Raw genomic sequence first — 13205 nt, forward strand, 5'->3', positions numbered from 1 at the left:
ATTAAAGCTCCTTTACACCATATTGGACACTTTTGATGACCAATACCCCTGTGCTGCTGTCGAGTTCAATCGTTCGCCCGTAATTGCCGCCAGTATCCTCGCCCATAACAGGAATCGAATACTGGGAAAGCATCATTTTGCAGGCTTCCACATTGCGCGGGCCGATCCGCATCGTATCCGATTGGCCGGAGAATGCGAACATTTGGGCGCCTCCTGCAAGCTTAGCAATTAAACGTTCCCGCCTCGCCCCCGCTGCAGCTAGTCTTCTTAACAGCTCCGGCAAGGCCGTATCCGCATATTTTGCAATATTAAATGTGCTTTCTCGGGCGATGCTTGATAAGGGAAGCATGACATGTGCCATCCCGGCTACTTTCACTTTCGGATCAAATAAGGTTACTCCGACACATGAACCGAGTCCGGTTGTCTTAATCATCGCACCGTCCGTTGCCACATTAAGATCAGCCATCCCTATTTTGATAAGATTTTGCTGTATCATTCGAAGGGTACTCCCAAAGCACGGAATATTTTCTCGAACGATTCCGGGTCCGGAATCAAAAAGAAGTGCCCTTCAATTGCTTCTTTATCCTCCAGAAAAGTGGTGTCAATTAACAGTGCGTCATCTCCCATTTGTCCAAATTGGAGAAGGCCGTAGCTTAGAATCGCACCAGCCATATCGATGGCAATGGACGGAACTGTCGGTGCCATTGACAGCTTCGTAAAATCTGCCAATGAAGACAGATAGGAGCCTGCCAATATATTGCCGATTTCACCTAAAGCTGAAAACTCCATTTCCGAATATTCATTTTCATTTTCAACCTCGATTGAAAGTAAATTATGAAGCAGTTTCTTCGCAGAATTGGTTTCGATAATAAAAAACATATTGCCTGGCGCATCACCTTCAACACGCAAAAATACAGCAACGACAACTTGTTCTGAGCCGCCTACCCGTTCAGCAATTTCTTCGAATGGAACCATGCTTACCGTAGGAACGGCCATATCAACAGGTTTATCGATCAAGCGGGACAGGGCAGTGGCCGCATTTCCAGCCCCAATGTTTCCCACTTCTTTGAGTACATCCATTTTAAATTCTGCGAAATGATTAAACATACTCACAGATTAGTCCTCTAGCTGCTCTAGTTGGATGATTTCATTTTTATTCAAAACCTCGGCCAGGTTAAGCATAATCAGCAGTCGATTTTCACCCAGTTTTGCCACACCGCGCAGATACTTGGCTTTGATTCCGCCAATCACCTCAGGTGGCGAATCGATCGAATCCGTATCAATATCAATGACATCGTTAGCGGAATCGACGATAAATCCGACTTCCAGATCATTGACCGCAACGATGATGATACGTGAATTATCAGTTGGCTCCGACTCGCTTAGTCCAAAACGGCCCCGCAAATCAAGAACTGGAACGACGACTCCACGAAGATTAATAACGCCTTTTATAAACGCGGGCGTTTTGGGAACTCGGGTAATCGGTGTCATTCTTTCAATCGTTCGAACTTTATCAACCTCAATCCCGTATTCCTCATTAGCTAGCGCAAACACGATGACTTTTAATTCTTCTCCCACGGGTAACCCTCCTCTATTTGATTAATGCATTCGGATCTATAATTAATGCAACCTGGCCGTCACCCAATATCGTAGCGCCGGATACGGCTTCAATATTGGTCAGATATTTGCCGAGCGGCTTCAGGACAATCTCACTCTGTCCGATAAATTCATCCACCATCACTGCTGCCCATTTATCCCCTTTGCGGATGACGACGATTTCTGTGTCCGTCTCCTGCTCCTCATCGAAATCAGGTGATTCAAGAATGCGGCTGAGCGAAAGTATAGGGATAATTGCATTTCGGAATTCGATCATTCGATTGCCATGGATATGACGGACCTGCTCACGTTTGATAATCGCGGTCTCGACAATCGAAGATAGCGGAATCGCATATTTTTCCGAACCGAGCTTGATTAACATCGCCCAAATAATCGAAAGCGTAAGCGGCAGCTGGATGGAAAACTTCGTGCCTTTTCCTAATGTGGATGTGACACTTACATGTCCCCCGAGCGATGTTATTTTGGATTTCACCACATCGAGTCCGACGCCCCTGCCGGAAATGTCCGATATTTTATCCGCGGTGCTAAAGCCGGGAGCAAACAAGAGCATATATACTTCTTCATCGCTCAAGCTATTGGCCTGCTCCGCAGAGATAACCTCATTCTTGATTGCAATACTGAGCACTTTATCGCGATTAATCCCTTTTCCATCATCTTCAATTTCAATAAATACATGATTGCCGCTATGAAATGCGCGAAGGTTAACGGTACCGGTATCCTTTTTGCCTGCAGCGATTCGCTCATCAATGGATTCTACGCCATGATCGATCGAATTGCGGAGCAAATGAACGAGCGGATCGCCGATTTCGTCGATTACGGTACGATCCAGCTCCGTTTCAGCACCGGAGATAACCAGATCAACCTTTTTATCCAATGACTTGGCGAGATCGCGCACCATACGCGGAAAACGGTTAAATACAGAATCAACAGGCACCATCCGCAGCTTCAATACGATATTTTGCAAATCACCGCTGACTCTTGTCATGTGCTCGACTGTTTCAGTCAGATCAGAACGCCGAATTTCACTGGATAACTGTTCCAGCCTTACGCGGTCGATCAGCAATTCGCTAAACAAGTTCATCAATGTATCCAGTCGTTCAATATCCACGCGGATCGTGCGAGTCGGTGCGCCTGCAGATGTTTGAGCAGCAGGTTTAGCATTAGCCGTACGGCCTGTAGAACCGGACTCCGCAGCAGCCGGTTCACTTGGTGCGGAAGAGTCTGCGGCACTAACAGCAGTTGCTTCGGCTGTGGAAGGACGAGATAATAAAGACATGGACTCCTGATCAAGAATCGTTACAGAGGCTGATTCGATCTCAGAAACACTCTCGATTTGCTCTTTCAATGTCTGCTCTGGAAGTTGGGAAATGTAATATACAGAAAAGAAACGATCAAATTTTTCTTGCTCCAGTTCCTGTACGGAAGGATCGGATTTGATGACCTCGCCGTTGCGTTCAAGGATGTCGAACACCATATAAGCGCGAGCGGCTTTAAGGACGCAATCTTCTTTCACTGCAACCTGAATGTGGTAAACATTGTGGCCGCTCTCCATCGAATGTTTCAGCACTGAGATTTGAAATTCATCAAGCGCCATATTTTCGTTTGCATCTCTTGAAACATTTGAATCCTTTGCATGAGTAGAAGCTCCGGCCGCTGGTACTGTCGTTTTGTAATCGCCTTTTACAATCGACTGAAGCGAGGTGACTATAGGCGAAACGTCTGCTTTACCTGTTCCTCCACCAACGATATCCTGCACCATGGACTCCAGTGCGTCGAGACCTTTGAACAACGTATCGAAAATAAAACTGTCCATTTTCAATTTGTTGTTGCGGACAAGATCCAGTACATTTTCCATCTCATGCGTCAATGAAGCGAGGTCCTCAAAGCCCATTGTTGCGGACATGCCCTTCAAGGTGTGCGCAGAACGGAAAATGACTTGCACAATGCTTAGATCTTCTGGCTCGCTTTCCAAGCGAAGCAGATTTTCATTTAGGGATTGCAGGTGATCGTTGGACTCGTCGATAAACATCGACAGATACGCATTCATATCCATTCTCATACACCTCCTGTATGTAATATAAATCTCTGTTACTACCGCGTTATTTAATTACAGCCTTCACTACATGCGATGCTATCTCATGCAGCGGTAATACCGTCGTAATGCCGCCCCCCTCGATCGCCGAACGGGGCATGCCGTATACTACGCAAGTTTCTTCTGCTTCTGCTATCGCAGTAGGAATACCTTGATTCGCCAAAGCCTTAATTCCTTTTGCCCCATCGCTGCCCATCCCTGTCATGATGACAACATGCCTTCTCAGTTCCTGGAACGGGAGCAGCGATTCAAAAAGCACATCTACGGAAGGACGATGGCCTTGCCGAGGCGGCGTTTCGCTTAATCGTATGTAGTATCCTTGCTCTCCCTTAGCCAATTCCATATGAAAACCGCCTGGTGCAATATACACTGTGCCTACTTTCACCTTCTCCCCTTGCTTCGCTTCGGTCACATGAACTTTGCTGAAAGAATCCAGCCTTTGGGCCAGCGAATGGGTAAACTTTGGCGGCATGTGCTGAACGACCAGCACTGGAGCCGGGAATGCTTCCGGTAAAGAGGTGATCAGTTGATGTAAAGCCCGCGGACCGCCTGTAGAGGTTCCGACAGCGACCAAATCCCGAAATGTTCGTGATCGTACTGAAGCTTCAGCTGTAGGCGGTTTTTCCAAAGATGCGCTATGGGCTTTTGTGATAACCTTCGTTTTTTCATTTGCTTTTTCATTTGCCTTTCCAAATCGCTCATCCGCTTCACGCTTGCCAGTCGCCTTAGGAAGCTTTTGTTCCGGCTTTACTTGCGGAGCATTTGTGCTTGGTGCCGGCTTCCCTTTTTGCTGCAATGGGGACGGATCCGGTTTGCGCTCCACCGGCAATCGACCGGCCGGTTTGTTTTCCGGCTTCACCTGAGGCTGTTCAGGCTGGTTCCATACCGCCGGTTTGCGCAAAGTCTGAACCGCAATTTTAAGCTTTTCCTGAAGCTGCTGCCCCACCTGCTCTACGCTGGTCGATTTGGAAGGCTTTAAGATAAAGTCAAATGCACCAAGCTGCAACGCCGCAATGGTTTCCCTCGTTCCGTCGTCACTAATGCCGGAAAGCATGATAACCGGAGTAGGCTGCGATTCCATAATGCGTTTTAACGCTTCCAGTCCATTCATCTCCGGCATTTCCAAATCCATTGTAATCACATCAGGCTTCCATTTTTCCAGTGCATGTAATGCTTCCGCTCCGGTATTTGCGGTTGCGACAATAGTGAACTCTGGATTTTGCATAATCAAATCGCTGATCATCTTGCGCATAAAGGCTGAATCATCAACGACAAGCACTCGATATGGAGACACGGGAACTCCCCCTCTCTTTCAAAGGATTATTTCTTCAGCCTGAACATTCGATGTATGAATCCTTTTATACCGCTCTCCGTATCGGTAACCGCGCTTGAGCCGTCCATGAACCTGCGTGCAATCTCATCGATCCCTTTGGCCGCATCGCCTCCGGGGTAAGCTAACGAGAATGGAACTTGCTTTTTGACTGCCTTAGTTACATTGGCATCATCCAATACAATTCCGAGAACCGGAATTTCAAGCTCCAAAAATTGCTTTGCCACCAAACGGATCTTGTCAGCGGTCTGCTTGCCTTCTCTTGCATCTGCAGCGCGATTGACAACTAATTTAAAATCCACATTATGATTCATGGCGGTAACCATTTTGATCAGTGCATAAGCATCTGTTATCGACGTTGGTTCAGGTGTTGTAACGACTACCGTTTCTTGTGCGGATACGATGAATCTGACGGTCTCTTTGGAGAGTCCCGCGCCTGTATCAAATAGGATCAGGTCGTAATGGCCGTGGAGCTTGCCTATCTGTTCAGCGAAGTAATCCAGCTCTGAGCTCGATAAATCGAGCAGATCCGTAAATCCTGAACCACCGGCAATAAAATGCAATCCATGCGGTCCCTGCTGGATGATCTCCCAGATGTTCTTTTCTCTTTTCAATAAATGATATAAATTGTATGGCGCAGAAAATCCCATCAACACATCGATGTTAGCCATTCCGATATCAGCATCGAAGATAAGAACCCGATGTCCTTGCCTTTGCAAGGTCAAAGCAAAATTGAGACTGAAATTAGATTTTCCAACTCCGCCTTTGCCGCTTGTTACGGTAACAATTCTTGTCGCTCTTTCATCGTCCTTCTGCTCTGATACGCTAACAAGTTTGCGAAGCGCTTGCGCTTGATCAGTCATAGGAAGCCGCCCCCATCAGTTGCTGCACATAGCTGTCTATTTTAAAGGGCACAATATCATCCGGCACGGTTTGACCGCAAGCAACATAAGCCGGTTTGTAATGATGCTCCAGCATTACATTCATAATCGCGCCTAACGTCTCTGTCTCGTCCATCTTCGTAAACAAGACTTTGTTCACGCCAAATCTGGCAAATTGCTCCGCTACAACATACATGTCTTTTGATTTCCCTGTTAGGCTGAGAACCAGATAAGTTTCACTGTTATCCTTAACCTGCAGCAAGCTGTTTACTTCAGAGACGTACAGCTCATTGCGGAAATTTCGGCCTGCTGTATCCATAAAGATCAGTTCACAGTCTTCCAGCTGTTTGAAAGCTCTTGTAAGCTCGGAAGGCGAGAAAACGACTTCAAGCGGCACATTCAAAATATTAGCATAGGTCCTCAGTTGATCCACGGCTGCAATTCGATAGGTATCCGCTGTAATAAACCCGACTTTTCGTTTGTGCTTTAATGTTTGTTCCGCAGCGAGCTTAGCAATCGTGGTCGTCTTGCCTACCCCGGTAGGCCCGACAAAATGAATGACACGGACCGAACTGCTGATGCCGCTGTCTTGCAAAGGCTCCAGCCACTCCTTTAAGATCCGGGACGCTATCGACCATAATTCAGTCAACTCGATTTCAGGATGATAAAACTCATCGGCTTGAACCGCTTCGAGCAGTTTATCAATCCATTGCCCGTTCACTTCCTGGGCACTGAGACGCTCATGCAGCATTTGAAAATGCGCTGGCAGTTCAATGTGATTCTGCTTTTTTGAAAGCTGTACCATCATTTCTTTCATTTGTTTAATTTCTGCCATAAGCGTATCCTGCTGATTCTGCTCTTTTTTGTTCTCAGACATCACAGACTGGGCTGCAAACGCAGGAGGCGGAGGCACACTTGGACTTTCCAGCGTCTCGTTCTGCGGAATGAGCGGCAGCTCCTCTATCGCTGTCACAGCCTTTGCTGCAGCTGAGGGCCGTCCGCTTCCGGCTGAATAAGCGTTGGCCGCTGTTTGATTTGCCACTTGCCTTACTGGGCTTGGCGGTTTCGGAGAAACGCCATGATCAGTCTGTGTTCCTGATTCAACGGCGGCGATAACCTCCATTTTCTTCTTTCGGAACATCCCCAGAAACCCGCCGACACGAATTTCTTTTGTGTTCAGAATGACAGCATCTTTACCAAGCTCGCTTCGAATCATTGGAAGCGCATCAGGCACAGTGTTAACGACATAACGTTTTACTCTCATATGTTCACCACCCCTACACTCTGAACTTCAACACTAGGCTCCAACTCGCTGTATGACAAAACCGGAATATCCTGCATCGTGCGTTCTACAATTTGCCGCAAATACATGCGAATTGTTGGCGATGCAAGAACGATCGGCTGCTGTCCGGATTGAATCAGGCGAGTAATCTGTTCGTTAAGTTTCTGGTAGATTTGCTGTGTCGATGCCGGATCAAGCGCCAGGTAGCTCCCCTGATCGGATTGTTGAACGGACTCAGCAATCTTCTTCTCAATCGTCGGTCCTACCGTAATGACGCGAAGAGGATCTCCGCTTGTTGAAAATTGATGCGTAATTTGCCTCGACAACGCTTGCCTTACATATTCTGTGAGAATGTCCGGATCCTTCGTATAGTTACCGTGATCCGCTAAGGTTTCAAAGATCGTAACCATATCGCGAATCGATATTTTCTCGCGCAGCAGCTTCACCAGCACCTTTTGCACATCACCTATTGATAGTATCGACGGGATAAGCTCATCCACCAATGCAGGATAATTTTCTTTGACGTTCTCGATTAGGGCTTTCGTCTCTTGTCTGCCGATCAGCTCATGGGCATGCTTCTTGATAACCTCAGTAAGATGCGTGGCAACGACGGATGGAGGATCGACGACCGTGTAACCGGAAAGCTCCGCTCTTTCTTTGGTCGCCTCGTCAATCCATAACGCCGTGAGTCCGAAAGCAGGCTCCTTTGTTTCAATACCGATAATAGACTCATCATCAAATCCAGGACTCATAGCCAAATAATGATTTAATAACAAATCACCCTTTGAAATGGTGTTGCCTTTGATTTTAATGACATATTCATTAGGCTTAAGCTGGATATTATCCCGAATTCGGATCACTGGAACGACAAGGCCTAATTCAAGCGCACACTGCCTGCGAATCATGATGATTCGGTCCAGCAGGTCACCGCCCTGCTGTGTATCGGCTAACGGAATCAATCCATATCCGAACTCGAATTCGATCGGGTCCACTTGAAGCAGGCTGATCACGCTTTCCGGACTGCGCACTTCTTCAATTTGCTGTTCTTCCTCGAGTTGGTCCACTTCGAGCTGCTTCTGTGCAAGGGTATTCGACATTTTCCAACCGGCAAAAACGAGAAGTCCTGCAAATGGCAACGTAGCAAGGGGACCGATTGGCGTAAATATACCAAGCATTGCAAGCGTTCCTGCCACGATATATAACAACTTTGGAAAACGAGTGACCTGGCTTGTTAAATCATACGCAAGGTTTCCTTCCGACGATGCGCGGGTAACGATTAAACCTGCTGCTGTCGAAATCAAAAGTGCCGGAATCTGGCTGACCAGTCCATCGCCAATGGTCAAAATTGAATAGGTGCCCAAAGCTTCCCCAAACGCCATACCATGAATCGTCATACCAATGACAAATCCGCCTAGCAGGTTGATGAACAACATAATGATCGATGCAATCGCATCACCTTTAACGAATTTACTGGCACCATCCATCGCACCATAGAAATCAGCTTCGCGTTCAATCTTTGTTCTGCGTTCGCGAGCTTGGGTTTCGTTAATAAGTCCGGCATTCAAATCGGCATCGATACTCATCTGTTTACCCGGCATAGCGTCCAAGGTGAACCGGGCAGCTACCTCAGCTACACGCTCAGAGCCTTTTGTAATGACAATAAACTGAACGACAATCAAGATAAGGAACACGATGAAACCAATCGCGATTTCACCTCCGGCCACAAACTGGCCGAATGTTTCAATAACTCTACCGCCTTCTGCCTCTGATAAAATAATTCTCGTAGAGGAAACATTGAGCCCCAAACGAAATAAGGTGGTAATTAACAGAACAGCCGGGAATATAGAAAACTCTAACGGCTCTTGTGTGTTCATTGCAATCAACAAAATCATTAATGCTGCGGATATATTAACAATGAGCAATACATCTAACAACGCAATCGGAATAGGAATGACCATCATGAGAACGATTCCGATGATTCCGACTAAGATAGATAAATCCTTGATTCTCATGGCCCTTCCCCCTTCATCTCCCGATTAGTTCACACGGCGTTTCATTTTATATACATATGCCAAAACTTCCGCCACAGCTTGAAACAAATCGGCCGGCACGGCATCGCCGATTTCCGTCCTCTCGTACAAAGCTCGGGCAAGCGGCTTGTTTTCCATCGTTATGACACCATTTTCTTTTGCAATCTCCTTGATGCGAAGGGCAACATAATCCATCCCTTTTGCAATGATGACCGGAGCTTCCATCTTTGCAGAATCATATTGTAAGGCGATCGCAAAATGCGTTGGATTCGTAATGATCACGTCCGCTTTCGGAACCTCCTGCATCATCCGCTGCATTGCCATTCGTCTCTGGCGTTCGCGGATCCGCCCCTTGATAAGGGGATTCCCTTCCGTCTTTTTATACTCGTCCTTGACATCCTGCTTTGACATTCGCAAGCTTTTCTCGTAATCGTAACGTTGAAAAAGATAGTCGAAAATAGCTAATACAATAAGCAATGCCCCGATTTGCAAGCCTAAGGTTAAGGTTATCGATGCGGTGAAGCTGAAAATGGATTCAATCGGAACATGCGAAAGCGCCATAATATGTTCCCGCTCATTCCACAATGTCATCGCAACGACGATACCGATTATTGTCAGTTTCAAAATGCTTTTGAAAAATTCCACAACAGATCGCATTGAAAAAATATTTTTGAAGCCTTGTATCGGATTGATCTTGGAAAATTTCATCATTAAGGGATCGCCAGTTAACAAAAAGCCGACTTGTATGTAGTTGCCGATTAAGGCAATCACAAACACGATAATGAATATTGGTGCCAATAAAATTAACCCCTGCACGATTAGATCAGCGAATAAATCCACCACGTTGCCAGTCGTTAATTCCATTGTGAGCATATCTTCGAACATATTGCCGAACATGCCGAGCAGTCTTTCCTTGTAATAATCTCCCATCATAAGCAGCGAGAGGAATGAAAACAAGAGAATGAATGCTGCAGGCACATCCATACTTTTGGCAACCTGCCCTTTTTGTCTCGACTCCTGCTTTTTCTTGGGAGTCGCCTTTTCGGTCTTTTCCTGGGAGAATAGCTGAAGATCAAGCGACCAGCGATAGGCCCGCATCATAAATTCCCCCTAAGAACTCGTATCCGCATCCACGATATTAAGCAGATTCTCCATTGCCATAAACATTTGATCAAACAGTTGGCCAATCAAAGAAGCAAATCCAGGCAGCAGTAGAATTAACATGGCAAATCCAACAAGAATCTTCAATGGGATGCCGATGACAAAAACATTGTATTGTGGAGCCGTTCTAGCCAAGAAGCCAAGCCCGACATCCGTAAGAAACATGGAGACGACAAGCGGTGCAGACATTTGCAGTGACAGCATGAAAGTATGTGTAAACGTTCTGGCCAAAAACTCGCTTACGCTTCCCTCATAGATTCGCGTAAACAATTCATTTGAGATTGGCAGCCAATCGTAACTCTTCATAAGCGCCATCAGCAGATAATGGTGACCGTTCATAGTAAGAAACAGCAGTACAACGATCATAAACTTAAAGTTACCCAGCAGCGGAGCAGAGGTACCTGTCATTGGATCGATAACATTGGCCATACCAAAGCCCATCTGCAAATCGATAAACGCGCCGGCCGTCTGAACGACTGTAAAAAAAAGATACGCAACAAATCCAAGCAGCACACCGGCTAAAATCTCCCGGATAACAAACAATATATAACCTGCATCGAGATTAACGGTCTGGTTAATTCCATACACCAGGTACACAAGAACAGTGACAAAGAAACCAAGGCCTATTTTAAACATTGCCGGCACACCGCGATTAGAGAAGATCGGCGCTACGACGAAAAACGATGTGATTCGACAAAAGATTAGCAAAAAAATAGGAACCGCCTGCAGAAACAAATCCATCGATCCACAGCCTATCCGATATATTTGTACAAATTATTTAGTAGGTTATAGGTAAAATCGACTAATGTGTTCAGTACCCACGGCCCAAACAACAAAACGGCAAGTAAAACAGCAACAATTTTGGGTACGAACGCTAATGTTTGCTCCTGAATTTGGGTGGTCGCCTGAAAAATACTGACGATCAAACCAACAAGCAATCCAAGAATCAGCATCGGCGCACTCGCTTTGAGTACCGTCCAGACAGCTTGTCCTGCTAATCCGATGATGAAATCCGAACTCATGGTCTGTCCCCTTCCTGTCGGACTTAGGTGTTAAAACTAAGAAGTAATGACTGAACAACGAGGTACCATCCATCAACCAGCACGAACAATAAGATCTTAAACGGTAATGAGATCATGATCGGCGGAAGCATCATCATCCCCATTGCCATCAATACGCTTGCCACAACCATGTCGATGATCAGAAAAGGAATAAAGATCATAAAACCCATCTGAAAAGCGGTTTTCAATTCACTTATAACAAAGGCCGGTACTAATACCGTAATCGGAATATCTTCGAGTTGAGCCGGTCTTTCCATTTGTGTATAGTTCATGAAAAGCAGCAAATCTTTTTCTCTCGTGTGGGAGATCATAAACTCTTTCATTGGCACAGCTGCTTCAGAGAATGCCTCCGTCTGAGTAATTTCTCCTTTTAAATAGGGCTGCAGGGCAACCTCATTCACTTGCGATATGGTCGGAGCCATGATGAAAAAGGTAAGAAACAGTGCAAGTCCGATCAGGACCTGGTTAGGCGGCATCTGCTGCGTTCCTAAAGATGTTCGAACAAAACCAAGTACGATTACTATCCTCGTAAAACTTGTCATCAGCACGAGAATCGCAGGCGCAATGCTAAGGACGGTGATAAGCAGCAGGATCGATAATGCCGATGTCGCCGGCTGCTCTTCTCCATTACCGATTTCGATATTAATATTGGGCAAAGGCTCAGCAAAAGCTTGCGTATGGAAACCAGCAGTTAACAACATCAGCAGAAAAATCGATAACACTAATTTTTTTTTCATTCATCCATCAACCGATCCGTATGTTTTGAATCTTTGAGCGCTGCTTCGACTTTCTGCTTCTGCTGCGCTTGGCGATTCAATTTGTCTTGTAATATGTCTTGGAATGAAGATGGCGGATTCCACAGCTCCATATCTGTTTCCTCGCTCTTTGATCGGTTACGGAGCTTTTGAATCAGCTCCGTTACACTCGATACATTTAACCCTCTTCCCGATTGCTGCTCCATAGAAGCAATAATCGCCTCGGCGTCCTCCGGTTCAATAATTTTATCCAGAAGCGTTACGTCTTCGCCGACACCTACAACATATATTCTACCTGCTACCTCAACAACCTGAAGTGATTTGTTCTGTCCCAGCGGGACGCCCCCGAGCGTCCGGATGGAGCGGTTCATGCCAAAGCTCCGGCTTCGCTGGGACAAAAACTTAACAAAAACGATGATCATTCCGATAATTAATAAAAGAGCGATAATTACCCATGCCAGGCTGCCAAGCAGATTATCGTCTGTCTTCATTTGTGGCGGGACGTCCATGTTGCTAATCCCCTCGTTGGCGGCTGCCGCAGACAACGAGCTTGTCCATAAAAAAAATTCGGCTCCAATGATGAATAGGATCATGCTAAGGGTTCGCATTCCGATACTGCCTTAACCAAGCGTTTTCTTAATGGCTTCAATAACCCGGTCCGCTTGAAACGGCTTTACGATAAAGTCTTTCGCTCCGGCTTGGATCGCATCGATAACCATCGCTTGCTGGCCCATAGCAGAGCACATAATGACTTTTGCGTTGCCATCCATTTTTTTGATTTCTTTCAGGGCAGCGATGCCATCCATCTCGGGCATCGTAATATCCATTGTGATCAGGTCAGGCTTCAACTCTTTATACTTTTCGACTGCTTGTGCGCCGTCTTGGGCTTCTCCGACGACCTCGTAGCCGTTCTTGGTCAATATATCTCGGATCATCATTCTCATAAAAGCTGCGTCGTCTACGACTAAAATGCGGTTTGCCATCGTTCTTGTTCCT

At 46.2% G+C, this 13205-nt stretch carries 14 protein-coding genes; all 14 read right to left on the reverse strand.

Annotated elements, in window-relative coordinates; genetic code table 11:
- Window position 1: 1 nt before the first annotated feature.
- A complete protein-coding gene (locus tag IEW11_RS15705; protein ID WP_188532017.1) occupies window positions 2-496 on the reverse strand; it encodes a chemotaxis protein CheD in 495 nt (164 codons plus the stop codon).
- Complete coding sequence (locus tag IEW11_RS15710; protein ID WP_373289335.1) at window positions 493-1107, reverse strand: chemotaxis protein CheC; 615 nt, start codon at window positions 1105-1107, stop codon at window positions 493-495. The genes IEW11_RS15705 and IEW11_RS15710 overlap by 4 nt, the downstream gene beginning before the upstream one ends.
- A gap of 9 nt (window positions 1108-1116) precedes the next feature.
- A complete protein-coding gene (locus tag IEW11_RS15715) occupies window positions 1117-1578 on the reverse strand; it encodes a chemotaxis protein CheW (RefSeq protein ID WP_188532019.1) in 462 nt (153 codons plus the stop codon).
- A gap of 13 nt (window positions 1579-1591) precedes the next feature.
- Window positions 1592-3670, reverse strand: coding sequence for a chemotaxis protein CheA (locus tag IEW11_RS15720; protein WP_188532020.1), 2079 nt, complete (start codon window positions 3668-3670; stop codon window positions 1592-1594).
- 46 nt (window positions 3671-3716) lie between these two features.
- The gene (locus tag IEW11_RS15725) at window positions 3717-5003 is read right to left on the reverse strand and encodes a protein-glutamate methylesterase/protein-glutamine glutaminase (RefSeq protein WP_188532021.1); all 1287 of its coding nucleotides are present in this window, start codon (window positions 5001-5003) and stop codon (window positions 3717-3719) included.
- 26 nt (window positions 5004-5029) lie between these two features.
- Window positions 5030-5902 carry a MinD/ParA family protein gene (locus IEW11_RS15730; RefSeq protein ID WP_188532022.1) on the reverse strand — a complete coding sequence of 291 codons (873 nt, stop codon included), beginning with the start codon at window positions 5900-5902 and terminating at the stop codon, window positions 5030-5032.
- Window positions 5895-7184: a flagellar biosynthesis GTPase FlhF gene (gene flhF, locus IEW11_RS15735; RefSeq protein WP_188532023.1), complete on the reverse strand. Its 1290-nt coding sequence runs from the start codon at window positions 7182-7184 to the stop codon at window positions 5895-5897. Before flhF ends, IEW11_RS15730 begins: the two co-directional genes overlap by 8 nt.
- The gene (gene flhA, locus IEW11_RS15740) at window positions 7181-9214 is read right to left on the reverse strand and encodes a flagellar biosynthesis protein FlhA (protein WP_188532024.1); all 2034 of its coding nucleotides are present in this window, start codon (window positions 9212-9214) and stop codon (window positions 7181-7183) included. The genes flhF and flhA overlap by 4 nt, the downstream gene beginning before the upstream one ends.
- Before the next feature lie 24 nt (window positions 9215-9238).
- Window positions 9239-10330 (reverse strand): flagellar biosynthesis protein FlhB, encoded by a 1092-nt coding sequence (gene flhB, locus IEW11_RS15745; protein ID WP_188532025.1) that lies wholly within the window; start codon window positions 10328-10330, stop codon window positions 9239-9241.
- Between the two features lie 12 nt (window positions 10331-10342).
- Window positions 10343-11134: a flagellar biosynthetic protein FliR gene (fliR, locus tag IEW11_RS15750; protein WP_188532026.1), complete on the reverse strand. Its 792-nt coding sequence runs from the start codon at window positions 11132-11134 to the stop codon at window positions 10343-10345.
- An 11-nt stretch (window positions 11135-11145) separates the two neighbouring features.
- Entirely contained in the window at window positions 11146-11415 is a 270-nt protein-coding gene (gene fliQ / locus IEW11_RS15755; RefSeq protein ID WP_188532027.1) for a flagellar biosynthesis protein FliQ, read from the reverse strand.
- A 23-nt stretch (window positions 11416-11438) separates the two neighbouring features.
- Window positions 11439-12191, reverse strand: coding sequence for a flagellar type III secretion system pore protein FliP (gene fliP / locus IEW11_RS15760; protein WP_188532028.1), 753 nt, complete (start codon window positions 12189-12191; stop codon window positions 11439-11441).
- Window positions 12188-12718 carry a FliO/MopB family protein gene (locus IEW11_RS15765; protein ID WP_188532029.1) on the reverse strand — a complete coding sequence of 177 codons (531 nt, stop codon included), beginning with the start codon at window positions 12716-12718 and terminating at the stop codon, window positions 12188-12190. The genes fliP and IEW11_RS15765 overlap by 4 nt, the downstream gene beginning before the upstream one ends.
- Window positions 12719-12829: 111 nt before the next feature.
- Complete coding sequence (locus IEW11_RS15770) at window positions 12830-13192, reverse strand: response regulator (protein WP_188532030.1); 363 nt, start codon at window positions 13190-13192, stop codon at window positions 12830-12832.
- Between the last annotated feature and the right edge of the window lie 13 nt (window positions 13193-13205).

Origin of the sequence: Paenibacillus abyssi, from assembly GCF_014640295.1 — a bacterium.
In the GTDB taxonomy this organism is placed as follows: Bacteria; Bacillota; Bacilli; order Paenibacillales; family Paenibacillaceae; genus Paenibacillus_D; species Paenibacillus_D abyssi.

Excerpts from the sequence above, each read along its gene's own strand:
- flhB (WP_188532025.1), bottom strand. The coding sequence starts at position 10,330 with ATGCGGGCCTATCGCTGGTCGCTTGATCTTCAGCTATTCTCCCAGGAA.
- IEW11_RS15770 (WP_188532030.1), bottom strand. The coding sequence starts at position 13,192 with ATGGCAAACCGCATTTTAGTCGTAGACGACGCAGCTTTTATGAGAATG.
- IEW11_RS15705 (WP_188532017.1), bottom strand. The coding sequence starts at position 496 with ATGATACAGCAAAATCTTATCAAAATAGGGATGGCTGATCTTAATGTG.
- flhA (WP_188532024.1), bottom strand. The coding sequence starts at position 9,214 with ATGAGAATCAAGGATTTATCTATCTTAGTCGGAATCATCGGAATCGTT.
- fliP (WP_188532028.1), bottom strand. The coding sequence starts at position 12,191 with ATGAAAAAAAAATTAGTGTTATCGATTTTTCTGCTGATGTTGTTAACT.
- IEW11_RS15720 (WP_188532020.1), bottom strand. The coding sequence starts at position 3,670 with ATGGATATGAATGCGTATCTGTCGATGTTTATCGACGAGTCCAACGAT.
- IEW11_RS15730 (WP_188532022.1), bottom strand. The coding sequence starts at position 5,902 with ATGACTGATCAAGCGCAAGCGCTTCGCAAACTTGTTAGCGTATCAGAG.
- flhF (WP_188532023.1), bottom strand. The coding sequence starts at position 7,184 with ATGAGAGTAAAACGTTATGTCGTTAACACTGTGCCTGATGCGCTTCCA.
- IEW11_RS15710 (WP_373289335.1), bottom strand. The coding sequence starts at position 1,107 with ATGTTTAATCATTTCGCAGAATTTAAAATGGATGTACTCAAAGAAGTG.
- fliR (WP_188532026.1), bottom strand. The coding sequence starts at position 11,134 with ATGGATTTGTTTCTGCAGGCGGTTCCTATTTTTTTGCTAATCTTTTGT.
- fliQ (WP_188532027.1), bottom strand. The coding sequence starts at position 11,415 with ATGAGTTCGGATTTCATCATCGGATTAGCAGGACAAGCTGTCTGGACG.
- IEW11_RS15765 (WP_188532029.1), bottom strand. The coding sequence starts at position 12,718 with ATGGACGTCCCGCCACAAATGAAGACAGACGATAATCTGCTTGGCAGC.